18 protein-coding genes are annotated in these 25,557 nt (G+C 71.0%); 9 read left to right on the top strand and 9 right to left on the bottom strand.

The annotated features are described in order from the left end of the window. The first annotated feature begins 96 nt into the window (after nt 1–96). Entirely contained in the window at nt 97–732 is a 636-nt protein-coding gene (locus ACIRD8_RS04155; protein ID WP_403985774.1) for a ScbR family autoregulator-binding transcription factor, read from the top strand. 7 nt (nt 733–739) lie between these two features. Here ACIRD8_RS04155 and ACIRD8_RS04150 read toward each other — a convergent pair whose 3' ends face one another. Both ACIRD8_RS04150 and ACIRD8_RS04145 read right to left on the bottom strand, forming a co-directional pair. Then, the gene (locus ACIRD8_RS04150; RefSeq protein WP_403985772.1) at nt 740–2,701 is read right to left on the bottom strand and encodes an acyl-CoA dehydrogenase family protein; all 1,962 of its coding nucleotides are present in this window, start codon (nt 2,699–2,701) and stop codon (nt 740–742) included. Nucleotides 2,702–2,746: 45 nt separating this feature from the next. Continuing rightward, nucleotides 2,747–4,555, bottom strand: a complete 1,809-nt coding sequence (locus ACIRD8_RS04145) for an acetoacetate--CoA ligase (RefSeq protein WP_403985770.1) — start codon at nt 4,553–4,555, stop codon at nt 2,747–2,749. Between ACIRD8_RS04145 and ACIRD8_RS04140 the strand changes: the two genes are divergently transcribed. Beyond that, nucleotides 4,550–4,690: a hypothetical protein gene (locus ACIRD8_RS04140; RefSeq protein WP_403985768.1), complete on the top strand. Its 141-nt coding sequence runs from the start codon at nt 4,550–4,552 to the stop codon at nt 4,688–4,690. The genes ACIRD8_RS04145 and ACIRD8_RS04140 overlap by 6 nt on opposite strands. 27 nt (nt 4,691–4,717) lie before the next feature. Here ACIRD8_RS04140 and ACIRD8_RS04135 read toward each other — a convergent pair whose 3' ends face one another. Together ACIRD8_RS04135 and ACIRD8_RS04130 are read right to left on the bottom strand one after the other, a co-directional pair. Next, nucleotides 4,718–5,725 carry an ArsR family transcriptional regulator gene (locus ACIRD8_RS04135; RefSeq protein WP_403985766.1) on the bottom strand — a complete coding sequence of 336 codons (1,008 nt, stop codon included), beginning with the start codon at nt 5,723–5,725 and terminating at the stop codon, nt 4,718–4,720. Nucleotides 5,726–5,849: 124 nt separating this feature from the next. Beyond that, on the bottom strand, nt 5,850–6,272 hold the full coding sequence (locus ACIRD8_RS04130; protein WP_403985764.1) for a MarR family winged helix-turn-helix transcriptional regulator: 423 nt from the start codon (nt 6,270–6,272) through the stop codon (nt 5,850–5,852). 159 nt (nt 6,273–6,431) lie between these two features. Between ACIRD8_RS04130 and eno the strand changes: the two genes are divergently transcribed. The 3 genes from eno (at nt 6,432) to ACIRD8_RS04115 (ending at nt 11,422) form a co-directional block, all read left to right on the top strand. Continuing rightward, a complete protein-coding gene (eno, locus tag ACIRD8_RS04125; RefSeq protein ID WP_403985762.1) occupies nt 6,432–7,739 on the top strand; it encodes a phosphopyruvate hydratase in 1,308 nt (435 codons plus the stop codon). 204 nt (nt 7,740–7,943) lie between these two features. Then, nucleotides 7,944–9,854, top strand: coding sequence for a beta-N-acetylglucosaminidase domain-containing protein (locus ACIRD8_RS04120; protein WP_403985760.1), 1,911 nt, complete (start codon nt 7,944–7,946; stop codon nt 9,852–9,854). 275 nt (nt 9,855–10,129) lie between these two features. Next, nucleotides 10,130–11,422 (top strand): MFS transporter, encoded by a 1,293-nt coding sequence (locus ACIRD8_RS04115; RefSeq protein WP_403985758.1) that lies wholly within the window; start codon nt 10,130–10,132, stop codon nt 11,420–11,422. Between the two features lie 20 nt (nt 11,423–11,442). On the opposite strand, the gene ACIRD8_RS04110 is transcribed toward ACIRD8_RS04115, so the two are convergent. From ACIRD8_RS04110 to ACIRD8_RS04090, 5 genes are all read right to left on the bottom strand, one after another. Then, nucleotides 11,443–13,692: a PQQ-binding-like beta-propeller repeat protein gene (locus ACIRD8_RS04110; protein ID WP_403985756.1), complete on the bottom strand. Its 2,250-nt coding sequence runs from the start codon at nt 13,690–13,692 to the stop codon at nt 11,443–11,445. A gap of 138 nt (nt 13,693–13,830) precedes the next feature. Further along, the gene (locus tag ACIRD8_RS04105) at nt 13,831–16,893 is read right to left on the bottom strand and encodes an alpha-mannosidase (protein ID WP_403985754.1); all 3,063 of its coding nucleotides are present in this window, start codon (nt 16,891–16,893) and stop codon (nt 13,831–13,833) included. 96 nt (nt 16,894–16,989) lie between these two features. Beyond that, the gene (locus tag ACIRD8_RS04100) at nt 16,990–17,973 is read right to left on the bottom strand and encodes a LacI family DNA-binding transcriptional regulator (RefSeq protein WP_403987237.1); all 984 of its coding nucleotides are present in this window, start codon (nt 17,971–17,973) and stop codon (nt 16,990–16,992) included. A 197-nt stretch (nt 17,974–18,170) separates the two neighbouring features. Beyond that, complete coding sequence (locus ACIRD8_RS04095; RefSeq protein ID WP_403985752.1) at nt 18,171–19,160, bottom strand: ROK family protein; 990 nt, start codon at nt 19,158–19,160, stop codon at nt 18,171–18,173. Beyond that, nucleotides 19,157–20,872: a class I mannose-6-phosphate isomerase gene (locus ACIRD8_RS04090; protein WP_403985750.1), complete on the bottom strand. Its 1,716-nt coding sequence runs from the start codon at nt 20,870–20,872 to the stop codon at nt 19,157–19,159. Before ACIRD8_RS04090 ends, ACIRD8_RS04095 begins: the two co-directional genes overlap by 4 nt. Before the next feature lie 287 nt (nt 20,873–21,159). Between ACIRD8_RS04090 and ACIRD8_RS04085 the strand changes: the two genes are divergently transcribed. From ACIRD8_RS04085 to ACIRD8_RS04070, 4 genes are read left to right on the top strand one after another with little or no spacing between them, the layout of a single operon-like run. Then, entirely contained in the window at nt 21,160–22,473 is a 1,314-nt protein-coding gene (locus ACIRD8_RS04085) for an ABC transporter substrate-binding protein (protein WP_403985748.1), read from the top strand. Beyond that, complete coding sequence (locus tag ACIRD8_RS04080) at nt 22,470–23,423, top strand: carbohydrate ABC transporter permease (protein ID WP_403987234.1); 954 nt, start codon at nt 22,470–22,472, stop codon at nt 23,421–23,423. The genes ACIRD8_RS04085 and ACIRD8_RS04080 overlap by 4 nt, the downstream gene beginning before the upstream one ends. 2 nt (nt 23,424–23,425) lie before the next feature. After that, nucleotides 23,426–24,298 carry a carbohydrate ABC transporter permease gene (locus tag ACIRD8_RS04075; protein ID WP_403985746.1) on the top strand — a complete coding sequence of 291 codons (873 nt, stop codon included), beginning with the start codon at nt 23,426–23,428 and terminating at the stop codon, nt 24,296–24,298. Between the two features lie 49 nt (nt 24,299–24,347). Then, nucleotides 24,348–25,520 (top strand): glycoside hydrolase family 76 protein, encoded by a 1,173-nt coding sequence (locus ACIRD8_RS04070; protein ID WP_403985744.1) that lies wholly within the window; start codon nt 24,348–24,350, stop codon nt 25,518–25,520. The last annotated feature ends 37 nt before the right edge of the window (nt 25,521–25,557 follow it).

The following is a 25,557-nucleotide window of genomic DNA, read 5'->3' as shown; positions in this document are numbered from 1 at the left end:
AATAAGATCTTCGCGCGATGCGACTGCACCCCCCTCGGGGAGGGTCCGGATTCTCTCGCCGCAGTGTTAGCACATTTGAGCGAAGGTGGAACGTAAGTGCAGGACAGAGCTCGCGCAACCCGCAGAGCGTTGCTGGAATCAGCAGCACATCTATTTGTCGAACGAGGATATGCGGGAACGAGTGTCAATGACATAAGCGATCACTCGGGAAAGACCAGTGGCGCGATCTATTTCCATTACTCGAGCAAGGAGAAGCTGGCACTGGCCGTGGCGCGGGAACAGTTCGCCACCTGGCCGCAGCTCGCCGCTTCCTACGCCGCGCCCGGAATCCCCCCGCTCGAGAAGCTGGTCGTCCTCAGCTTCGGTGTCGCACGCTCCCTCAGCGAGGATGTCGTGGCGCGCGCGGGCGCACGGTTGTGGGCGGAGCGCCGCGGCATCGAGGCAGCTGTGCCCACGCCGTTCGACGCCTGGGCCCTGGCTGCCACCCGGCTCCTCGCCCAGGCCCGCACGAGGGGTGAACTCGCGGCGGATGTGAAGCCGTCGGCCGCGGCCGTCACGCTCGTGTGCGCGTTCTTCGGGCTCTGTACGCTGACCGACGATCTGCCGGGCGGCCGGGACTGGACGGAGCAGCTCGACCAGTGGTGGCTGCTGGCGCTCAAGTCCCTTCAGGCGAACCCGGATCCGACCGCTCTGCTCGCCCGTGCGCGGGCACGGATTCCCGTACGGCCGTAGACAGGGATCAGCCCACCAGATCCGGCGCGCGCAGCATCTCGGACGGGACGCCCCAGGCGTCGACGAGATCGACGGCGAGGGGCCGTACCTTGCGGCAGAGGTCGTTCACCTCACGGCTGATCGCCTTGGAGCGCTGGACGGTCAGCCGGCCGTGCTCCATGAACCAGGCCCGGTCCGCCTCGATCGTCGACAGGGCGAACAGGTCGCACAGCAGGCCGAGCGCGACCTTGTTTCCGCTCTCGGGCTGTGCGCGCACCGCGTCGACGAACGCCTCCAGCACCAGCCGCTCGACGTGTGCGTGGGCGACCGCGATGACGTGGTCCTGCACCTGCGAGAAGACGACTCCGGGATTGCGCTTCTGGTCGATCCCGCGCTTGAGCCTGCGGGCGACGCCCGCGAGCATGTGCTCCTCGCGGTAACGGAGCATGGCGAGCTGGTACTCCGAGTCGAGCAGGCCCGCTTCCTGGTCCCACTCGTCGCCGCCGGGCAGCAGGTCACGCACCCGTTCGAGCAGCTTGTGGGCCGAGGTCTTCTCGATGACCGTCTCGACGGCGAGGCCGGTGACGTAGCGGACCATGCCGAGCTGGTCCAGGTCCTCGAACTCGCTCGCGTGATGGGTGAGCAGGCCCTTGGCCACGAGCTGCAGCAGGACGTGGTTGTCACCCTCGAAGGTGGTGAAGATGTCGCTGTCGGCCTTGAGGGCGGCGAAGCGGTTGACGGCGAGATACCCGGCGCCGCCGCACGCCTCACGGCACTCCTGGACGACCCGGGTGGCGTGCCAGGTTCCGAGTGCCTTGGTTCCGGCGGCCCGCGACTCCAGCCGGCGCCGCGCCTGCGCGTCGTCCTTGATGCCGGAGAAGACTTCGTGCAGCTGCGTACGCACCACGTCCTGCGCGAAGTGCAGCGCGTACGTGCGCGCGACGAGCGGCAGCAGACGACGCTGGTGCAGCCCGTAGTCGAGGAGCAGCTGCTCCTCCGTGTCCGAGACCGCCTCGAACTGCCGGCGCCGCACGGCGTACTTCGTGGCGATCATGAGGGCGACCTTGGCGGCGTTGACCCCGGCCCCGCCGACGCTGACCCGGCCCTGCACCAGTGTGCCGAGCATGGTGAAGAAGCGCCGGTCGGGGTTGTCGATCGGGCTCTCGTAGACGCCTTCGGCGGTGACATCGGCGAACCGGTTGAGCAGCGCCTCGCGCGGCACCCGTACGCCGTCGAACCGGATGCGGCCGTTGTCGACCCCGTTGAGGCCCATCTTGCGGCCGTCGTCCTCGATGCGGACGCCGGCCGCCACCTCGCCGCCGGACCGGACCGGCACGACGAACGCGTGCACGCCCTCGGACTTCCCGTCCACCTCCAGCTGGGCGAAGACGACCGCCAGTTCGGCGTGGCGGGCCGCGTTGCCGATGTAGTCCTTGCGCGCCTGGTCGCCGTCGGTGGTGATGACGAACTCCTGGGCCGCGGCGTCGTACCTCGCGTGGGTGCCGAGCGCCTGGACGTTGGAGCCGTGCCCGGTCTCGGTCATCGCGAAGCATCCCATCAGCTTCCCGGTGATCAGGTCCGGCAGATAGGCGTCGTGGTGGCGTTCGGTGCCCAGGTGCAGGATCGCGCCGCCGAAGAGCCCGAACTGCACCCCGACCTTCACCAGCACCGACAGATCACCGAAGGCGAGCGTCTCGAACGCGGCGATCGAGGCCCCGATGTCGCCGCCCCCGCCGTACGTGGCCGGGAACCCCATGCCGGTCTGGCCGGTCGCGGCCATCTCGACCACGAGTTCACGCACCCGCTCGCGGAACGCGTCGATGCCGAGCTCCTCGGCCTCCTCCAGCACGGAGGCGTACGTCACCAGGTTGGTCCGGACGAGGTCGCGGATCTCGGCGTACTCGCCGTCGAGTACCTCGGTCAGCGCCCGGACGTCGACCTCGGGCTGTACGTAACCGCTCGGATCAGTGGATGCGTTGTCAGTGGCCATGCCAGTTCGCTACCCCGCCCCGGGACGATCAAGCGGTCGGCCGCATCACCCGGAGCCGTACGGGGGAAGCCCGGCGAGGCCACTCGGGTCCGGCTTCCGTGCGAACCGGGTGAAGTACTCCAGGGCCTCGATGTCGTCGACGGCCTCCCGCCCGGCGACCTGGTCGATGGCGGCGCCTTGCAGCAGGCGCTTGACGGGGACTTCGAGTTTCTTGCCGGTACGGGTGTGCGGCACGGCGGGCACCTCGATCACGGTGTCGGGGACGTGCCGGGGCGAGGCGTGCGTGCGGACCGTGGCCGCGATGTCGGCCCGCAGGCCGTCGGTCAGCTCGTGGCCGGGTTCCAGGACGACGAACAGCGGCATCCAGTACCCGCCGTCGGGCAGTTCGGCGCCGATGACCAGACTCTCGCGGATCCCGGGCAGCTCGTCCACGACAGCGTAGACGTCGGCGCTTCCGATCCGTACCCCGTGGCGGTTGAGGGTGGAGTCCGAGCGGCCGGAGACGATGACGCCGCCGTGGGCGGTCAGGGTCATCCAGTCCCCGTGCCGCCACACTCCGGGGAAGGCGGCGAAGTACGCCTGGTGGTAGCGGGCGCCGTCGGGGTCGTTCCAGAAGGCGAGCGGCATCGACGGCATCGGCCGGGTGACCACGAGCTCCCCGACCTCGTCGGTGACGGGCAGGCCCCGGGCGTCGAAGGCCTTGAGGGCCACGCCCAGCAGCGGGGCGGAGATCTCGCCGGGCCGGACGGGGACGGTGGGTGCGCTTCCGGCGAAGCCGCTCACGATGTCCGTTCCGCCGCTGGTGGAGGCGGTCTGCACCCGGGGTCCCACATGGTCGTGGACCCAGTGGTAGGAGTGGGCGGGCAGCGGGGCGCCGGTGGAGCCGAGGGTCCGCAGGGCGGTGAGACCGAGGTCCCGGCCCGGTTCGAGGCCGGCCTTGGCGGAGGCCTGGAGGTAGCCGGGGCTGACGCCCAGGACGGAGGTCCGGTGTTCGGCGGCCAGCTCCCACAGGCGTTCCGGGCCCGGATGGGTGGGGCTTCCGTCGTAGAGGACGATCGTCGCGCCGACCAGCAGGCCGGAGACGACCATGTTCCACATCATCCAGTTGGTGGTGGTGTACCAGCAGAAGCGGTCACCGGGGCCCAGATCGAGGTGCAGGCCCAGGAGTTTGTGGTGGTCGAGCAGGACTCCGCCGTGGCCGTGGACGATGCCCTTGGGCGTTCCGGTGGTGCCGGAGGAGAACAGCACCCACAGCGGTGCCTCGAAGGGCAGCTCCTCGAAGACGCACTCCCCCGCCTCGGCGAGCGTCTCCTGCCAGCTCGCCGAGGTGCCGTCCGGGGCGGGGTCCGGGAGGCCCAGGTTCGGTATCCGTACGGTGATCCGGACGGACGGCAGCGCCTCGCGGAGTGCGGCGGTCTCCGAGCGGCGGTCGTGTTCCCGGCCGTTCCAGCGGTAGCCGTCGGCGGCGAAGAGGACGACCGGTTCGAGCTGGGCGAAGCGGCCGGCGGCGCCCTCCACTCCGTAGTCCTGGCCGCAGGCCGACCACACGGCGCCGATGGCGGCCGAGGCCAGGAACGCGGTCACGGCGTGCGACGTGTTGGGCAGGCAGCCCACCACGCGGTCACCGGGCCGCACTCCCTGCCGTCGTAGCCAGCCAGCCAACGCTCCTACCTGCGCACGCAGTTCGGCCCAGGTGGTGTGCGTCGTCGTGCCGTCCTCGCCCACCGAGATCATCGCGGTGCCGGCGGGGTCACCGGTGCGCAGCGCGTGTTCCGCGTAGTTCAGACGGGCGCCGGGGAACCAGCGCGTCGCGCCTCCGAGGCCATGTCCGGGCGAGGAGACTCCAGTGTGCACCGCCTCGCCTGGCACCTGGCACGCCGGGGGTACGAGGTCAGCGCCGACCTGCTCGGCGACGACCTGCCCGAGCGTACGGCGGCCTTCTACGCGCAGACGCTGGAGTGGCTCCGGGGGTGCGACGGACCGGTCTGAAGCGACTCGCCGGCAGTGCGGCCCGGATCAGCCGGGTCTTCCCGTGCTCGACCGGAGCAGGGCCGCCCCTACGGGCGTGAGGGTGTGCAGTACCGCAGGGCCGTTGCGGACCGTGGTGATGAGACCCGCGTCGCGCAGCGCGGTGGCATGACGGCTGGCCGAGGAGGCCGAGACTCCCGCGGCACGGGCCATCTCCGCGGTCGTGGCACCGGTGGACGCCGAGCGCAGGGCAACCGCTCGGGCCCGTCCGAGGAGAGCCGCCAAGGGCTTGCCGTCGGCGTCGCTGCCGTACGGGGAGTCCGGCTGGGCCGGTTCGTGGAGCAGCGAGTACCAGAGCACGGGCGGCAGTTGCGGATCGGCGAAGGCGACCGGTTCGCCCCAGTTGAAGTACGAGGGGACCAGCGTGAGTCCACGGCCGCCCAGATGCAGGTCGCGATCGGCGGCCTGCTTGGGGTAGCTGACCTCCAGGACGGGAGGGCGCCAGCGCAGCATCGGCCCGAGCCCGGAGAGCATGCCCTCGACCCCACCGTCCAGGAGCCCTCGGCAGCGTGCCGCCCGCTCCGACTCGATCCGGGCCTGCGCCTGTTCGCCGTACGGGGCGACAACCGCGTCGTGGTACGCGTGCAGCAGGCCCACGAACTCCTTGCGCGACTCCAGCCGGGTCAGCTGCCCGGCCCATGCGGGGGCCCCTACGGTCCGGTCGAGGATGGCCACCTCTTCCAGGATCCGCTGCGGTGGCGTGGCCACGATCGACTCGGTTCCCAGGGCCAGGTCACCCACCGCGTGGGCCGGGGTCAGGAAGTCCGGAAAGTACGCGGCCCTCGGATACAGCGGCAGCAGGACACTCCTCAGAGCACGCTCCAGGCCCCTCTCCCGCAGTTGCCGCCGCGCCGTGCGGTACCACTCGGCGTAGGCCCACCGGCCCTTCCGCGACTGCAGCCGGTGCAGACTCGCGGCGATCTCCCACACCGGATCAGGCGCGGCCGCGATCCTGGTCCTCGCCAGATCCGCGTCACCGAAGTGAACACGCAGCATGTCGTCGCCCCCCTCGGCCGGCTCCTGCCACGTCGTTCAGCAAACCAAGGGGCGATGAACGGAAGTTTGACGGGCATGGGCCGCACATTTATCGGGCAGGCCACGCGAACGCCGCCCGTCGGGGTCAGCGGGTGGCGAGCCGCTCCAGCAGGGCGGCGCTCCGCGCCAGCAACGTCCGCTCCTCATCGCTGAGTTCGGCCTCGATCGCCTGCGCGAGCCAGCCGACCCTGCGGCCGCGCTCCGCTTCGAGCGCGGCCCGGCCCTCGTCCGACAGCTCGACCAGCGACTTGCGGCCGTCCGTGGGGTGCGCCCGGCGCGTGATCAGGTTCTGCTCCATGAGCAGCCCCACCGCCCGGGCCATCGACTGGGGGCGTACGCGCTGATCGGCGGCGAGGTCGCTGGTGGTCATGGCGCCGTCGCGGTCGAGCACACCGAGCACGGCGACCTGGCCCAACGGGATGCGGTCCTCGTGTGTGACGCGTCGGGTGAGCTTGCCCATCGCGGTGCGCAGTTCGGCGGCGATGGCGGCGGCTTCCGAGGTGGGCATAGGGCACTTTACCCCGTTGACCAGGTGGACCGGCCGATCTGCACAGCAATGCTGCACAGCAAAACTGAGCAGCATTGCTGTATGGTTTCGCCTTGTCGGGCTCAGCGCCAGCGTTGTCGCAGCCAGGGCCACGGCACACGACAACGGGAAGGACCTCCCATGTCCGCAAAGGCACTCGGAACCGTCGACTCCGCCATCGGGACCGTCACCGCCCGCCGGATCATCGACAGTCGGGGCAACCCCACGGTCGAGGTCGACGTCGTCCTGACGGACGGGTCCCTGGGGCGCGCGGCTGTCCCGTCCGGCGCCTCCACCGGCACCCGGGAGGCCGTGGAACTGCGTGACGGAGACCCCGCGCGCTGGCACGGCAAGGGCGTGGACCGCGCGGTGGCCCACGTCAACGGGGAGATCGCGGCAGCCGTGCGCGGCCGGGACGCGGCCGACCAGGCGGGTCTCGACGCCGCGCTGGTCGCCCTCGACGGCACCGCCACGAAGTCCCGGCTCGGCGCCAACGCGATCCTCGGCGTCTCCCTCGCCGCCGCCAAGGCCGCCGCGGCGGCCCACCGCCTGCCCCTCTACCGCTACCTCGGCGGCGCCGACGCGCGTCTCCTGCCGCTGCCGATGATGAACATCGTCAACGGCGGCGCCCACGCCGACAATCCGCTGGATTTCCAGGAGTTCATGATCGCGCCCGTGGGTGCGGACACCTTCGCCGAAGCCGTCCGCATGGGCAGCGAGGTCTTCCACACCCTGCGCCGCGATCTGCTGGCCGCCGGGCACTCCACGGGCGTCGGCGACGAGGGCGGCTTCGCACCCTCCTTGCGTACCGCCGAGGAGGCGCTCGACTTCGTGACGACCGCCGTCGAGCGCACCGGCTACCGCCCCGGCACGGACATCGGCCTGCTCATGGACCCGGCGTCTTCGGAGTTCTTCCGCGACGGGGTGTACGACTACGCGGGTGAGGGGGTGCGGCGCACCCCCTCCGAGAACGCCGACTACCTGGCCGGGCTCATCGACGCCTATCCGGTCGTCTCCATCGAGGACCCGATGGCGGAGAACGACCTGGACGGCTGGCGCGAGCTGACCGCCCGCGTCGGCGACCGCTGCCAGCTCGTCGGCGACGATGTGTTCTGCACCGACGAGAAGCTGTTGCGCGAGGGCATCCGTACCGGCGTCGGCAACTCGGTCCTGGTCAAGGTCAATCAGATCGGGACCCTGACCGAGGCGCTGACCGCGGTGGACACGGCCCACCGGGCGGGCTGGACGGCTGTCATGTCGCACCGCTCGGGCGAGACGGAGGACACCACCATCGCGGACCTGGCGGTGGCGACCGGCTGCGGTCAGATCAAGACCGGCTCGCTCTCCCGCTCCGACCGTACGGCGAAGTACAACCAGCTGATCCGGATCGAGGAGGAGCTGGGCGACTCGGCGCGCTTCGCGGGCCGTTCCGCACTGCGTCGAGCCTGAGCCCGGCCGGGCAGTGTTGGCCAGAGTAAAGGCCCTACGCCAAGAGGTCTAGACCCCACACGTCTTATGACTTAACGCTCCTTGGTCCAGCATCGTAGAAACGCAGGGAAGTTGATGGCCCGGACCCTATGAGGAGATGACGTGGGACCTCGCGGAAGCACAACACTGGCTGTCTGTACATGCTTCGCACTCGCAAGTGGTTTGGTGCTCCAGACCCTGCCGGCCACCGCCGCCCCCGACGCACCCCGCCGCGCGGCGGGGGCGGCACCACCGGTCTCCCCCACTCCGCAGAACCTCAGCCGCGCAGGCGACGACGTCCGGGTGACCGGCAAGGTGTACGTCGTCGCAGACGATGCGACGGACGCCGCGGCCAGGGACCGGCTGGTCCAGGAGCTCAAGGACCATGGGGCCCGCGCGGTCGAGGTCGTCACCCCAGGAAACGTTCCCGCGGACTCCGTACGGCACCTCACCGTGCGGCTCGGGGAGGCGGACCGGAGCGACATCGCCAGGGCGCTCGGCAGCACGGAGGTGCCGGAGCGGGCGGAGGGCTACGCCCTGCGGGTCAACCGGACCCGGAGCGCCGGGACCATCGCGCTCGGCGGCAGGGACGCCGACGGTCAGTACTACGCCGTGCAGACCCTGCGCCAGCTCTTCCTCCGCTCCGAAGGGCGCTGGAAGATCTCCGGTGTCCGGATCAGTGACCACCCGTCGATGCCGTTGCGCGGCACCATCGAGGGTTTCTACGGCCAGCCCTGGACACACCAGGAGCGCCTGGACCAGATGGACTTCTACGGGGACGTCAAGGCCAACACGTACATCTACGCCCCCAAGGACGACCCGTACCACCGCGGCAAGTGGCGCGAGCCCTACCCCGAGGACAAGCTCACCGAGCTCGGCGAACTGGTCCGCCGGGCCACCGCGAACCATGTGCGCTTCACCTTCGCCGTGTCCCCCGGCGAGTCGATCTGCTACTCCGACGCCGGGGACCGCGCGACGCTCAAGGCCAAGCTCCAGGCGCTGTACGACCTGGGCACCCGCGCCTTCTCCATCCCGCTCGACGACATCAACTACACGAGCTGGAACTGCGAGGCGGACCGTGCGGCGTACGGCGAGCCGGGCCAGGAGTCGGCCGCCAGGGCCCAGGTCGACCTGCTGAACGACGTACAGCGCGACTTCATCGCCGGCCACGACGGCGCGAAGCCGCTGCAGATGGTGCCCACGGAGTACGGCGACCTGCGGGACAGCCCGTACAAGAAGACCCTCCGGGACACCCTGGACCCGGAGGTCGTGGTGATGTGGACCGGCACCGACGTCGTGCCCCCGCAGATCACCAACGACGAGGCCGACCGGATCTCGGAGCTCTTCGGCCGCAAGGTCTTCGTCTGGGACAACTATCCGGTCAACGACTTCGGGAACACCAGCGGACGCCTGTTGCTCGCGCCGTACGACAAACGCGAGGCCGGCCTCTCGGAGCACCTCTCCGGCATCGTCGCCAACCCCATGAACCAGCCGTACGCCAGCAAGGTCGCCGTCTTCGGTGCCGCCGGCTTCGCCTGGAACGACCGGGGGTACGACGCGAGGGAGAGCTGGCCGCAGGCCATGTCCTACCTCGCGGGCGGGGACGGTGCGGCGGCCGACGCGCTGCTGGTCTTCGGCGACCTGCAGCACATGGCGCCGACCTTCGGTGCCGAGCCGTGGCAGCCTCAGGCTCCCGAACTCGACCGGCGGGTGAGGGAGTTCTGGACGGCCTGGGACGGCGGCGGCGACCGTACGGAGGCCCTGAAGTCACTGCGCTCCTACGCGGCGGCCATCGAGGGGGCCCCGGCCACCATCCGCGGCGGAACCGTGGAGAAGGGCTTCACCGTCGACGCCGCGCCGTGGCTGGATGCCACCGCACTGTGGGGCGGGGCGATGGTGAAGACCGTCGACGCGCTCGCGGCGCGCGACGGCGGAGACGCGGAGGCGGCGAACCGGCTGTTCGCCGAGTCCGCCGGACTGCGGGAGCAGGCCCGCGCCGTGCTCGTCGACCCGCCGCGCAACTCCTGGGGCAAGGTCAGGCCCAAGGTCGGTGACGGGGTGCTCGACACCTTCCTGGACAGGGCCGCGAAGGAGTAGGCCCCTCGGGGGCTGAGACCCGCCCCGGCGCGATCGACCACTTCAGCATGTCCGGATCGCTACATCAGCTGTCCCATTGGATTGATTGCGACACGGACGGCTACCCCTTTACACTGCAACAGAAAGGCAAGCCCTACCTAACATTTCGCCAGGGGCGTGCACACACTTCACGGGGACGGCCCGGTGCCCGGACGGATGGACGAGCACCTCAGGCACCCGAGGACGTGGAGTTCCGCAATGCTTCGTTCATCTGTGACGACAGTGGGCTGCCGGCCATGACGTCGAAACTGTCCGCGGTGCTGCCCGACCTCTCCCCCTGGCATTCCTCACGTGACTTCCGGCTCCTCTGGGGACAGGGCCTGATCACGAATTTCGGCAGCTTCATGGCCCTGGTCGCCCTGCCGCTCCAGATCAAGGAACTGACCGGGTCCCCGCTCGCGGTGGGCGCGATGGGCGCCGTCGAGCTGGTGCCGCTGATCGTCTTCGGCCTGTACGGCGGGGCGCTCGCCGACGCGGTCGACCGGCGCAAGGTCATCCTGCTCACCGAGGCCGGGCTCGGACTGCTCGCGGTCGTCCTGCTGGTGAACGCGATGCTGCCGGAACCGATGCTGTGGCCGCTCTACGTGGTGGCGGCCGGGGTGGCGGCGCTGGCCGGTCTTCAGCGCCCCGCACTGGACTCGCTGCTGGCCCGGATCGTGCCGCACGACCAGCTCGCGGCGGCGGCCGCGCTCAACGCGTTCCGCTGGCAGGCCGGCGCGATCGCCGGCCCCGCGCTGGCCGGCCTGGTCGTGGCGTACGCGGGCAACGTTCCCGCGTACGCCACCACCGTGACCTGCTTCGCCGTGTCGGTCACGATGTGTCTACGGCTCACCCCCGTGCCACCGGCCGAGAACGCGGAGAGGCCGTCGCTCCGCGGCATAGCCCAGGGCGCTCGCTACGCCTGGTCGCGCCCGGTCCTGCTGGGTACCTACGCGGTGGACCTGGCGGCGATGTTCTTCGCCTTCCCGAACACGATCTTCCCCTTCCTCGCCGACGAGCTCGACGCCGACTGGTCGTTGGGACTGATGTACACGGCCGGATCCGTCGGTTCGGTACTGGTGAGCCTGACCAGTGGCTGGGTGTCCCGAGTACGTCGGCATGGGCTCCTGGTCGTGTTCGGCGCGGCCGGGTGGGGCCTGGCCATCGCAGCCGCCGGCTGGCTGTCGAACGTCTGGCTGGTGCTGGTGTGCCTGGGCCTGGCCGGCGCGGGGGACATGCTGAGCGGGCTGGGCCGTTCGACGATCTGGAACCAGACCATCCCCGACGAACTGCGCGGCCGACTGGCCGGCATCGAGGTCCTCTCGTACAGCGTCGGGCCGCAACTCGGGCAGGTGCGCGCGGGTGCGATGGCCGGCTGGACGGGCGCCCGCCCGGCGATCTGGACCGGGGGCGTCGCCTGCCTGGCGTCGGTGGGCCTGCTCGCCGCGGCACTGCCGAAGCTCCTGACGTACGACGCGCAGACCGACGAGGACGCCGGCCGCCGCCGCACGGCCCACGCGGCCGCGACGAGCGGGCAGGACACGGCGTGAGCAGCGCGGCGCCGCCCGGGTCAGCCCGACTTCGGCGGCTTCTGCGTGTCGAAGGCGAAGAGCGTGTTGTCGGCCGCGGCCACGATCACCGCACGCCCCGCAACGGTCACGCGCGGGCTCGCGCCCTGCTCACCCGCCAGACCGTCGGCCTGCGGGTCCGTCGTCCACAGCTGTGTGCCGTCCTTCGGCGACAGCGCAACCACCCGGCCGCTGGCCGAGCTGAAATACAGTGCGCCGGCCCCCGCCACGGGCCCTGACGCACCCTCCACGCCGGTCTGCCGCGACCACTTCTTGCGCCCGGTCGCGGGGTCCAGCGCCGTGACGAGGCCGGTCTGCCCGCTGACGTAGACGATGCCGCCCGCCATGCCGGGCGTCCCCGCGTACGTCTCGGCCAGTCGGGAGTACGTGACCTTCCGCGAGGCCGGGTCGACCCGTGCCACCCCGTCGTAGCCGACCGACTCCGGGCCCTCCATGCGCACCTGAAGGAGTACGAGCCTGCCGTCGGCGACACCCGTCGGCACGGCGGGGCCGTCCACCGCGACGGGGCTGCCCAGGGCCCCCGAGGAGAGGTCGACCGTGTGGAGGGTGGGGTTGCGCACCTCGGAGGCGTCCAACTCCGCGTCCGCGGCGCACATCGCCATGAGCTGCGGGCCCACCGGCACGGGGGCGCACCGCGTGCCCGCGGGGAACGGCGTGGTCCAGGTGATCTCACCGCTGTGCGCGTCCCGGGCCTCGAAGTCGGAGTTGGAGGCATCGACGGTCACGACGGCCGAGCCGACCACCAGGGCGTCCTGAGTCCGGCCCGTGACGGCCGTCGACTGGGCGCCGGACGGCACGGACCACAGCTCCCGGCCCGTGTTCGCGTCGATGGCCACCACCTCGCCGGGAGGGTCCTGCGGGGCGTCCTCGGCGGCGAAGCGGTAACCGAGCACCGTGTCGTCGGTGGCGCCCACCAGGTGCATTCCCTGGACCGGCACGCCCGGGCTCTTCGCCGTCCACACCCGCGAGCCGTCCGCGGCCCTGATACGGGCCGCGACCACACCGCCGCCCCCGCAGAACAGCGCGTCGCCGTGCGCGACGCACCGCAGCTCGTCGGGGATGTCCTCGCGACCGCCCTGCACGGTCTCGTGCCAGGGCTCGAAGCCGTCCGGAAGCGTGGCGGTCGGCGCCGCGACGCTTCTGCCCTTGTCACCTCCGCCGTTCCCCCCGAAGCCGCCCGCCTTCAGCGCGGTGACTCCCCCGCCGATCGCTGCGACAGCGACCGCGGCCGCGAGCACGGGGCGCCATCGGCTGCGCAGACGGCGGCCGATCGCGGTGCCGGTGTTCTCCGCACCGGGACCGGGTCCGGCCGGGCCGGTGGTCGCGGCGACCGGCACCGGGGTGGCCGGCGCAGCGATGTCATGCTGGGTGATCATGTCGCGGGTGCGGCCCACACCGGCCCCGCTCGCTTCGGTCCCGCCGAGGTCGGCCGGCAGATCCCGGAGCAGCACGAGGAGTTCGTCCGCCGAGGGGCGTCCCTCGGGCTCCTTGTCCAGGCACGACTCGACGACCGCGCGCAGAGCCTCCGGCACGGCCCCCAGCGACGGCTCCTCGTGCACCACCTGGTACGCCGTCATGTAGGGGCTGTCCGCGTCGAAGGGTCCATGGCCGGTCGCCGAGTACACCAGCAGCGTCCCCAGCGAGAAGACGTCGGACCGCGGCCCCACACCACGCGGCGCCTGCAGCTGCTCCGGCGACATGAAGGGCGGCGTACCGATGACCCGCCCCGTCATCGTCAGCGTCTGCTGGTCCGCGGCGCGCGAGATGCCGAAGTCGATGACGCGCGGGCCCTCGGGCGAGAGCACGACGTTCGAGGGCTTCAGGTCACGGTGGACGACCCCGGCCCGGTGGATGTCGCGCAGCGCCTCCGCCAGCCCGATGGCCAGCCTCCGCAGCTCCGCGCCGTCCAGCGGGCCGTTCGCGGCGATGCGCTGGGCGAGGGTCTGCCCCTCGATGTAGGTCGTCGCCATCCAGGGCTGCTCGGCCTCGGGGGCGGCGTCGACCACGGCGGCGGTGAACGCGCCGCTCACCCGCCTCGCGGCCGCCACCTCCTGCCGGAAGCGGATCCGGAACTCCTCGTCCCCCGCGAACTGCTGGTGGATCAGTTTGATCGCGACGGGTCGCCCCGAACTCGTACGGGCCAGAAAGACCGTGCCCATGCCACCCGAGCCGAGCCGCGCCTCGAGCGGATAGCCGCCGATCTCGGCTGGATCACCTCCGCGCAGCGACACTCTTCCCGACCTCCCGTCCCCCGTGCGCCTCTGTCACCACGGGCCTGCTCCAACTGTCCTGCACACAAACTAGTCGCAGGGCGTTACGGCAGTGCAAAGCGGGTGACCAACGGGGAGCCAGGACGTCGGTCGGGCGGGTCAGGCGCACGGGGACAGTCGCACCGTCACGATCTGGAAAGGACGCAGTTCGAGCGGTACGCCGTCGGCGGTGACAGGAAGGCCGGGTCCGTCTGCCAGGGGCCGTTCGAGCAGGTCGGTCATCGCGGCGGCGGCAAACGGGAATCCGGCGCGCAGGATCGTCGTGGCGCGCCCGCCGAGCGACTCGTAGAGACGCACGATCACGTCTCCCGAGCAGTCGTCCGCGAGCTTGACCGCCTCGATCACGACACCGCTGTGGTCGACCTCTGCCAGGGGGGCGACAACGGCCGTACCGGCGACGGTACGTTCGGCAAGGTTGAAGCAGTAGCCCTCGCGGACGGCGTCGCCGATGTCCGCGCCGATCACCAGGCCGTAGCGAAAACGGTGTTCGCCCTGGTCGGTGTCCGGGTCCGGGAAGAGCGGGGCGCGCAGGAGCGAGAGCCTGGCAGTGGTCGTCGTGCCGCCGTCGGGTCGGACATCGTGGGTGACGTCGTGGCCGTAGGTGGAGTCGTTGACCAGCGCTGCTCCCCAGCCCGGCTCAGCCAGGTGCAGGAAGCGGTGGGCGCAGATCTCGAAACGGGCCGCGTCCCAACTGGTGTTGGAGTGGGTGGGCCGCTGCACGTGGCCGAACGGGATCTCGCTGGTGGAGTGGCCGGCCCGGAGATCGAACGGGAAGGCGGCCTTGAGGATCTTCTCCCGCTCCCTCCAGTCGACGGTGGTGTCGATGTCGAGCCGACGGGCGCCTTCACGCAGGCTGAGCGACTGGCGTACGCGCGAGCGGTTGACGGTGCGCACCACCTCGATGGAGTCGCCGTGCCGGGTGACCTCGTCGGCTTCGGTGAGGTCCTGCACGGTGTTGCGGTAGAACGCGTCGACGTCCCAGGCGTCCCACTGGTTGGGGAAGTCCTGGTGGAGCTGGAGCAGGTTCGCCACCGCGCCGGGGGCGAGCGCCTCGCGCCCGGCGGTCAGGTCGTACGCGGACGTGATCAGCCCACGGCGGTCGACGGTGATCCGCACCAGATCGTTGTCCAGGACGAGGCTGCCGTCCGGGCCGGGCGTCGCCGGGACCGCCCGCAGCGGCGTGGTGCGGGGCATGGCGCCGAGAGCGGGTATGCCGTCGCGGCCGTGCGGTGCCGCGTTGAAGACGACCTGGCCACCCTCCGGGTCCGGCGGTCCGGCCAGGGCGCGCTGGGCGGTGTCGATGATCGCACCCAGCTCCCGGGCGACCTCCCGGTAGGTCTGCTCCGTCTCCCGGTGCACCCACGCGATGGAGGAGCCGGGCAGGATGTCGTGGAACTGGTGCAGCAGAACGGTCTTCCAGACCCTGTCGAGAGCCTCGTACGGATACGGCTCACCGGCCCGCAGCGCAGCCGTGGCCGACCACAGTTCGGCCTCCCGCAGCAGGTGTTCGCTGCGGCGGTTGCCCTGCTTGGTGGCGAGCTGGCTGGTGAGGGTGCCCCGGTGGAGTTCCAGGTACAGCTCGCCGACCCAGACCGGCGCGTCGGGATACTCTTCGTGGGCCTTGGTGAAGAACTCGGCGGGCCCCTCCATCTCGACCCTCGCGGAGCCCTCCAGGTCCGCGAGCCGGTCGGCGCGCGCCAGCATCTCGCGGGTGGGGCCGCCCCCGCCGTCCCCGTAGCCGAACGGCACCAGGGAGCGGCCGGCGGGTCCCTTGTCGCGGAAGTTGCGTTCGGTGTGGCCGATGTCGGCGCCGGAGAGGTCACCGTTGTAGGAGTCGACGGGCGGGAAGTGGCTGAAGATCCGGGAGCCGTCGATGCCCTCCCACCAGAAGGTGTGGTGCGGGAAGGCGTTCGTGGCGTTCCAGGAGATCTTCTGCGTCAGGAACCAGTCGATCCCGGCGAGCTTCATGAGCTGGGGCAGCGCGGCGTTGTAGCCGAAGGTGTCCGGCAGCCACATGTCTCGCGTCTCGACTCCGAACTCCTCCAGGTAGAACCGCTTCCCGTGGACGAACTGGCGGACCAGGGACTCACCGCCGGAGAGATTGGTGTCGGGCTCGACCCAGAGGCTGCCGGTCGGCAGGAACTGTCCGGTCCTCACCTTCTCCAGTACCCGGGCGTACACCTCGGGCCGCTGCTTCTTGAGCCAGGCGAGTTGCTGTGCCTGCGGCATCACGAACCGGAAGCCGGGGTGGTCGTCCATCAGCGCGGTGACGTTCGAGACGGTACGCGCCGCCTTGCGGACGGTTTCGCGCACCGGCCACAACCAGGCGGTGTCGATGTGGGCGTGGCCGACGGCCGAGATGCGGTGGGCGCTGGCGTGCGCGGGTGCGGAGAGCGCCGGGGCCAGCAGTTCCCTGGCCCGCCCGGCGGTGCCGCCGATGTCCTGGAGGTCGATCGCGTCCAGTGCACCGCTCACGGTGTGGCGGATCGCGCTGCGGCGGGTGGAGTCCTCCGGGAGCTGGTGCATGAGCCCGGACAGGACGTCGAGGTCCTGGACCAGTTCCCAGACCGTCCGGTCGAAGACGGCGAGGTCCGTCCGGGTCAGTCGGTAGAGGGGTTCACCGGCTGCCCCGGCCGGCGCTTCGCCGCGGAGCCAGGGGGCAACATCGCCCGCACGGGTGGGGACGAAGGGGTCTCCCGCCGCGTCGAAGTCGAAGATCAGCGGGTTGGCGGCGGCCTCGATGTGGTATTCGAACTCCTCGCCTCCCACAGCTTGTTCGGCTATCAGGAGCCAGGTGTTGCGCGGGTTGAGCGCCTTGACGGGGGTGCCGTCGGCCCGGTGTACGAGTCCTTCGGCGGAGAAGCCCGGATGGGTGGCGCCGAAGCCGAGGTCGAGCACCGCCTCGACCCGTCGTCCCGCCCAGTCGGCGGGAACGGTGCCACGGATCCTGAACCAGCTGGTCGACCAGGCCGGGCCCCAGTACGCGCCGGTACCGATCGGTTCGTAGGGTCCGGAGATTCCTTCGGCCACCGGGACCGGTTCTCCGGATATGTGGTGGGCGCTCACCTCCAGCGGGACGCTCCGGGTGTGGACTGCGGGCCGGAGGCGCTGGTCGAGTACCCGGGCGAGCCGGCGTTCGGTCAGTGTGCGGTCGTCGTGCATGGGGGCTCCATCGAAGGTTCCGCGCGGTGGCGACAGTTGCGTCCACGGGGCCCGTCAGGACATACGGGTGCCCCGGAGCCGCAGCCGGCGGAAGGCTTACGGTCGGTCGGTCCCGTACCGGATGACCCGGGTGGGGACCACGGTGCGTCGTGCGGGCAGCGGGTCGCCGGGGGCGGCGTTGATGCGGTCGATGAGCATCTGCCCGGCCCGGCGCCCGATCTCGTCGGCGTCGTAGGACACGATCGTCAGCGGCAGTCCGAGGACGTCCGCGAGGTCGAAGTCGTCGAAACCGGCCAGGGCCACCGGGGCGTCGAGGGTGCGGACGGCCCGGATGGCGCCCTGGGTCAAGCGGTTGTTGGTGCAGAAGAGGGCAGTCGGAGCGTCCGGTCCGCGCAGCAGGGCGACGGCGGCGCGCTCGGCCGTGGGCACGTCCACCAGGCCGCGGCGGACATGGTGTTCGTCCGGTTCGAGGCCGGCCGCCTCGTGGGCGGCCCAGTAGCCCCGGAATCGTTCGGCGCCCGTGTAGAGGGCCGGCGGGTTGCCCAGGAACCCGATCCGCCGGTGCCCGTCCTCGATCAGCCGGCCGGTGGCCTCCTCCGCGCCGCCGAAGTCGTCGACCAGCACGCAGTCGGCGTCCATTCCGGCCGGTGGCCTGGAAGCGAGGACGATAGGCATGCCGCGCAGCGCGGCCGGCGCCAGGTGCCGGTGGCTGCTGCCCGCGGGCACCACGATCATGCCGTCGACCTGACGGGACGCCAGGTCCTCCACCAGGCCGCGCTCCCGGTCCAGCTGTTCGGCGGTGTTGCTGAGCAGGACCCGCAGACCGTGTTCGGAGGCCACCTCCTGGACGCCCAGCGCCAGCCGTGAGTAGAACGGGTTGGCCAGGTTGGTGACGACGAGTCCGATCAGCCCGCTGCCGCCGAGCCGCAGACTGCGCGCGGTCTCGTTACGCCGGTAACCGAGCGCGTCGACGGCGCTCAGCACCCGCTCCCTGGTGGCCTCGCTGACCCTGGTGTCGTCCTTGAGCACCCGGGAGACGGTCATCGCGCTGACACGGGCGCGGGCGGCGACGTCACGCATCGTCGGCGCGCCCGCCTCGGACGGTCGGTGCTGCGCCAAGGCAGGTCCTTCCTTCGTACCGTCAGGGGTCTCTGCCGCCGGTGGGCTGCCGGAAGCCGCGGGCGCCGTCATTCTAGAGCGACCGTCCCCCGGCAGCGTTCTCCGTGGGCAGGTCCGGTGACGGCCCTCGGTCGCGCCCGCGGAGCGGCGGTACCGCCTCACGGACGGACGGCCCGGGCGTCGTCGGACGGCACGGCACCGGCACCACCCGGCCGGCCCGCCTCCGCCTGCCGCAGGGCCCAGCGCGCAGCGCCGATCAGGGGTGCGTCGTCGGGCCGCCGAGCCGTGCACAGGACCATCGACGCGACCACGGAGGCCGCGTCCGGGCCGGCGCCCCGGGCCCCGGTGGTGAGTCCGGCGCGGAGCGCGGGGCCGATGAGGTCCCAGGACGCGGCCATGGAACCGCCGACGACCATGACCTCCGGCCGGAACGCGGCGCACCAGGGCGCCAGAGCACGTCCCAGCGCGTCGAAACAGGTGCTGACCGTCGCCGCCGCGTGCGGGTCTCCCCCACGTGCCAGTGCGGCGATGGCGCTGACATCGGGGACGGCGGCCGGGACGTCGATCCCCGCGGACCTGGCGTACCGCGCCCTGATCGCCTGCCGCGAGACCACTTCCTCCAGCGGCAGTCCGTCGACGCTGATGCGGTGCGCCCGGCCTTCGGGCGGTACGTCGGCCCCTTCGGCGACGGGCCGCCCTGCGTGGAGGAACGAGGAGCCGACGCCGGTGCCGAGCGTGATGCACACGGCTCGCTCCCGCCCCGCCGCCGCCCCGCAGTGGTACTCCCCCACGGCGAAGGCGTCCGCGTCGTTGAGGAAGCTGAGGGCGCGCGGGCGAGGCAGCCGCGCGCGCAGTTCCGCTCCTACGTCGACGCCGTGCAAGGACTCGAACTTGCCGATGCCCCGGAATCCGCCGATGCCGGTTGCGTAGTCGAACGGGCCCGGTACGGCGACGCCCCAGCACGCTCCGTCGGGCGCGCCAGTGTGCCGAGCGGCTTCGGCGAAGGCGTCGAGGATCTCCGGAGCACCCGCGCCGGCGGACACGGGCCGGCGCACGACGGAACCCGCGACCGGCGCACCGGCCGTCATGTCCACCAGCGCGCCGGTCACATGGGTGCCGCCTATCTCCAGTACGGGCACCGTGGTCATGACGGGGTCACCAGGGATTTGACGACCTGCACCGGCCGGTCACCGACGGGGTGGAGGCGGTAGCCGCCCACGGCGGCCGGCACGGTGAGGGTCTCCGCGAACGCCAGGTCGTGGCGCCGCCCGTCGGCGGTCTCCACCACCACACCGTCACCGGCGGCGACGTTGAGTATGTGGAAGCGGCCATCGGTGTCGTCGTCCGCGGGGCCCGTTCCGTCGAGCACGAACCGGTGTACCGCGTAGAACATCTCGGGCAGGCCGCCGATGATCTCCTCGCGCCAGCCCGTCCCCGTGCGCAGGGTGCGGGGCTCCTGGACGAGGTCCTCGGCGACCTGGTCGCCGCGCCGCCCGGTGTCCAGGTTCGCGAACGCGTGCCGGCGCGACAGCGGCCGGGGCGCCCCGGAGGTGGAGCGGCGCAGCCAGTCGTAGAAGCGCAGGGAGTAGAGGTAGGGGGTGGCGCTGATCTCCAGCACCAGGTTGCCCGCGCCGGAGGAGTGCGGGGTGCCGGCCGGGATCATGAACAGCCGGCCGGGTTCGGCGGGGAACGTCTGGACGTGGTCCTCGACGCGCAGCGGTGTGCCGTCCGCCGCGGAGGCCTCCACTTCCTTGCGCAGGACGTCCACGTCCGTACTCTCCCGCAGGCCCAGGAAGACCCGGGACCCGGGTTCGCTGGCGGTGACGTAGTAGGTCTCGTGCTGGGTGTAGGGCCAGCCGAAGGTCTCCCGCATGTACGGCTCCTGCGGATGGCAGTGCAGGGAGAGGTTGCCGCCGCCGACGGTGTCGAGGTAGTCGAAGCGGATGGGGAAGGAGGTGCCGTAGCGCCGGTGCACCTCCGTGCCGAGGAACTGGTGCGGGTGCAGGACGCACAGGAGCTGGAAGGGGAGTTCCACCTGCGCCCCGGCGTCCTCGCCGACGAGGACGCCCGCTTCGGGGGCGATCAGTTCGTAGCCGAGGGCGGTGTTGCCGTGGTCGGGCTCGAAGCCGAGCTTCTCGGCGGCCCACCGGCCGCCCCAGGGTGTGGAGTTGAAGTAGGGGCGGGTACGGACGGGCCCCCGGGCGAGGTCGGCGAGGGTGGCGCGGACCGCCGTGCCGTCGAGGGAGGCAGGGGCTTTCGGGTCCTGCACGTCGATCCACCGGTCGATCCGGGGCGCGAGTGCGTCGCGGTGGCGGTCGGCGACGGGCCAGTCGGTGTAGAAGAGGCTGCGCAGTTCACCCGGCCCCTGCGGGCGACCGAGATTGACGCCGACAGGCATGGTCCCGGAGGCGACGGCACTCTCGGCGTACCGCTTGGGCAGGTCGGCCCACCAGGTCAGGTCGGGCGAGCAGAGAGCGGCACCGGGGCCGTGGACCAGCAGGACACCGCTCGCGGGCCGGGCGACGGACAGCTCCCCGTCGAAGAGGTCCGCCATCTCGAACTCGGCGAGCGGCAGGAAGAACGCGTCGGCATCCGCTACGGGCACGCACAGCCGGTCCACGGCCGCCGGTGACCAGCGGTCGCGTACATCGAGCGCGGTGACTTCGACATCCCGTTCACGCAGGGCCCGGACGATCCCCCGGGCGGCCTCGTCCCAGTCCAGGGCCGAAGGTCCGTCCAGGGCCAGCACGACCGGCCGGTCGGGCAGCGTGGCGACGGCGGCGTTCCACCCGGTGACCACGGTGCCGCCGGTGGCCGGGTAGCGGGGGTTGCGTTCATAGGGGCGGGGCTCTGGGTGCACGGGTACTCCTGTGAGACGTGAGTGGGCGGCCGAGGGGATGGTATCGATAACATGGGTACCGAACAAGGCAACGGTTCAGATGATCGATAAAACCGCAGCTAGATATGGATCGCGAGCGAAACATCGCCGCGAAGTATTGTCTCGACCTCATGGTGTCGTTAACATCCTGGCAACCCGAACCGCCGATGCCGTGCGGTACGGCGAGATCTCTCGGAGGGCCGCGTCCTCCACACCCACCACACCCCAGAGCCAGGGATCCCTGCCGGGATCCGGAGGGAAGGGAACCCATGAGATCAACCGGCGGGGCGACACAGCGCTCACCCCACCCGCTCGGCCGCCGCAGCGTTGTGGCGGGCCTCGGGGCGGGTGCCGCCGCCGTGCTGGCCGGCTGCGCCCGGGGCGACAGCACCGCGGTGAAGCCCGGCACCATCTCGCTCGCCAACGACAACGCCACCTGGGACCGGGGCTATGTCGAGGCCGGGCACGAACTGAGGAAACTCACCGGATACGCGCTGCGCCCGTTGTCCAACCCGAACCCCACGTCGTACAGGCAGGTCACCCAGATCTCGCTCCAGACGACCAAAGCCACCGACATGATCAAGTGGGCGTCGGGCTACTTCCTCAAGTCGCTGGCGCGCACCGGGGAGCTCAGCGATCTCTCCTCGATGTGGAAGGCGTACGAGCGGAAGGGCTGGATCAGCGCCCACGCCCGTGACGCGATGTCCTACCGCGGCTCCGTGTACGGGATACCGCTGTACGAGTCGTACTACGTCCTCTTCTACAACACCGCGGTCTTCCGCAAGCACGGGCTCCGGGCGCCCGGCACCTGGGAGGAGCTGCTGCACAACGCCGAAGTGCTGAAGAAGGGCGGCGTCATCCCGTTCGTCGCCACCCAGGCCGGCAACTGGCCGGCGTACGAGTGGTTCCAGGAACTGGTCAGCAAGGTGGACCCGGCGTTCTACGCGGAGCTGATCGCCGGGAAGGCGAGCTACACCGATCCGCAGGCGAAGAAGGCCCTCCAGATCTGGCAGGACTTCATGCGCAAGGGCTGGATGACGGCGGCGGACTTCGACCAGAACAACGGTCCCGCCGCGCTCAAGGCCGGGCGGGTCGGCATGTTCCTGCACGGGTCCTGGCAGTCGCAGGGCATCGCCGCCACCGGGATGAAGCCGGGCGTCGACTTCGACGCCTTCGTCATGCCGCCCGTCGACGCCTCCACCCGCCGCTCCGTCATCACCGAGTCCGGGGTGCTCGCCGTGCCGCGCAAGGCCGTCTCGCACGACGCGGCCATGGCCAACGCGGCGAACTGGCTCGACCCGGGGGTCCAGAAGGTGTGGACCGACTTCCTCCAGGACTCCTCGGCCAACCCGCTCTCCAGGCCGGGCAATCCGGTGATCGCGGGTCTCAAGGACCGGGCGCTGAAAGAGCGGTGGACGCTGCTGCCCCGCTACGGCGAGTCGGGCCCGCCCAACCTCATTCAGGGAAACACCGACGATCTGGGGAGCTTCATGACCAGGGCCTCCTCGCCCGACGCCACTCTGCGCAGCATGGCGGGCAGGGCCGCGAAGGAGTGGGCCGCATGGGAGAGGGACGAGTCATGAGCTCCTCCCTCGACCAGCGCAGGCCGCCGCTCACCGCACCGCAGGCCACGCCCGGCCCGGCGGGCCCCGCCTCCGGGCGCCGTCTCCCGCGCAGGCTGCGGGAGAGGGTCGCCGGCGCCGGATTCCTCGCCCCCGCCGTGCTTCTGGTGGGCACGCTGCTCCTCGCCCCGTTCGCCGCCACCGTCCACCGGAGCTTCTTCGACGACCGCCGCGTCTCCGGGTTCGCCGGTCTCGACAACTACGCCCTGTTCCTCAACGATCCGGTGCTGACCCGGTCGGTCCAGAACACCCTGATGTGGGTGGTCGGGACGGTCGCGCTGCCGCTGGTGCTGGGCCTCGCCATCGCCGTACTGACCGATGGCGCCAGGTGGTCCCGGGTGGCACGGCTGATCGTGGTCCTTCCCTACGCGCTGTCCGGATCGGCCGTCGCGGTGGTGTGGAACTTCGTCCTCAACACCGACGGTGCCGCGAACCAGGTGCTCAAGGCGTTCGGCATGGACTCGCTCGCCCAGGGCTGGCTGCTGGAGTGGCCGGGCAACACCCTGGTGATGATCGTCGCCAACACCTGGCAGTCGGCGGGGGTGGCGGTGATCCTCTTCCTGGTCGGTCTCCAGACCATCCCGCCGGAGACCATCGAGGCGGCTTCCCTGGACGGGGCGGCCGGCTGGCGGAAGTTCTGGTACGTCGTGCTGCCCCAGCTCCGGACCGTCTCCGTCGTCGTCGTGGGCACCAGCCTGGTCAACGGGCTGAAGTCCTTCGACCTGATCTGGGTGCTCACCCAGGGCGGGCCGGGCCGGCAGTCCGAGACGCTCGCGGTCTCGATGTACCAGGAGACGTTCCTCGCCCTGCACCCGGGAGCGGGCGCGGCGGTCGCCGTCATCCTCACCGCGATCGTGCTGTTCGCCTCGTGGCTCTATCTGCGGCGCCAGCTGACCCCGAAAGGCGACTGATCATGTCCACCACCCGCACCACGCCGGGCCGGATACCGGGGAGCCCCCCGCGAAGGCGGCCCACGCCGGGCCGGATCGTCCGCAACACGGCCCTGGTGGTCATCTCCCTGATCTGGGCCCTGCCCACCTGGCTGCTGCTGGTCAACGCCTTGGTGCCGGCCGCCGACTACGGCGGTACGCCCCACTGGTGGCCGCAGGGCTTCGGCCTCTTCGACAACATGGCGCAGGCCTGGACGAAGGCGGATCTGGGCCCCTCGATGGGCAACAGCCTTCTCTACGCCGTCACCAGTGCCGCCGCCGCCATCGTCGTGGCCACCACCGCCGCGTTCGCGACCGTCGTCATGCCGGTTCGGCACAAGGCGCTGTGGTTCTGGCTGATCTACTCGGGGACGCTGCTGCCGCTCCAGGTCTTCCTGCGGCCCCTGTTCCTCGCCTATGCCGGCACCGGTCTCTACGACGCCCAGTTCGGGCTGTTCCTGGTGTATGTGGCGATCGCCATCCCGTTCGCGTACTTCATCATGCGCAACTTCGCGCTGACGCTGGCACCGGAGATCATCGAGGCGGCCCGGATGGACGGCGCCTCGTGGTGGCGGGTGTTCTGGCAGATCCATGTGCCGCTGTCCAGGTCCGCCATGGTGGCCGCCTTCGTCTTCCAGTTCGTCTCCGTATGGAACGACCTGCTGTTCGGCATCACGCTCTCCACCAGCAAGAACATCCGACCGGTGATGGCCGCGCTGGCCGACCTCCAGGGCAACTACTCCAACGTGGGGCCGCCGGTGGTGCTCGGCGGTGCGCTGCTGGTCTCGCTGCCGACCGTCGCCCTGTTCTTCTCCGCGCAGCGTTACTTCGTCAGCAGCCTCAAGCTGCACGGCTGAGCCGTGTCCCGGCCGCCCGTCACCGTTCCACCTTCCCGAAAGGCAGACCATGGTGAAGACACCTGTACGCGCCACGCTGGCCCTCGCCGTCCTGTCCGGAGCGCTGTGGGCGAGTCCCGCCGCCGCCGACAGCGGGACCACCCCCTCCGTCTGGGCCCACCGCGCCGAGGTCACCTACGGCTCGTTGCAGCAGCACCTCTACCAGGGCCCGAAGGAGCACGGGCTGTACCTGGAGAAGACGCCGCGCAAGGAGGGGGAGAACCCCCACTCCTATCTCTGGCCGCTGCGTGAGGCGGCCGCCGCCACCGTCGACATGTCCGAACTGCCGCACGTCGGTGCCCGCTACGACCGCGATGCCGCCGAGCGTTTCACCACGCTGCGGCTGTACTTCGACCCCCGCGACGGCAGGCCCGGATACGACTCCTACCTGCCCGCCCCGCTCGGCCGGGGCGGCGACGTCTTCTACGACGACAACGCCGTCGTCGGGCTCTCCTTCCTCGACCAGTACCGGGCGACCGGCGAGAAGCTCTACCTCGACCGGGCGCTGGAGACCTATCGGGTCGTGGGCCGGGGCTGGGACGAGGACCCCGCCAAGCCGTGCCCCGGAGGCATGCACTGGGTCGACTCCCCCGGCAACTACATGCGCGCCGCCAACGTGACGGGACTCTCCGCCCAGCTGGCCGCCGAGCTCTACGCCATCGAGCGCGACGACCGGTACCTCGCGAGCGCGAAGAAATGGTACGAGTGGAACTGGTCGTGCCTGCGCCGCTCCCCCGGTCTGTACGACAACAGCCGCGAGGACGACGGCACCGTGAACACCACCCTGTGGTCGTACAACTCCGGCGCGATGATCGGCACGGCGACCACGCTCTACCGTGCGACCGGGGACCGGAGTTACCTCGAACGTGCCGTCGAGGACGCCAACGGTTCGCTCACGTACTGGAAGCAGGGTGACCGGCTGCACGACCAGCCGGCGATCTTCAACGCCTTCTACTTCGACAACCTCCGCATCCTGGACGAGGTGCGGCCCGACCGCGCCTACCGTGCGGCAGCCGCCGCCTATGCCGAGCGGACCTGGAAGGAGAACAGGACACCTTCGGACGGACTCTTCCGCTTCCAGCCCTCCGGCGGCGGTGACCACGATCCGGCCGCGCAGGCCGAGACGCTCGAACAGTCCGCCATGGTGCAGATCTTCGCCGGTCTCGCCACCGACCGTTCCTGAACCCCTCCCCCGCCCACGCCCCGAGCAGCACGTCCCG

Origin of the sequence: Streptomyces sp. NPDC102451, from assembly GCF_044765485.1 — a bacterium.
Lineage (GTDB): Bacteria > Actinomycetota > Actinomycetes > Streptomycetales > Streptomycetaceae > Streptomyces.
This window is presented reverse-complemented; position numbering and strand designations above follow the sequence as displayed.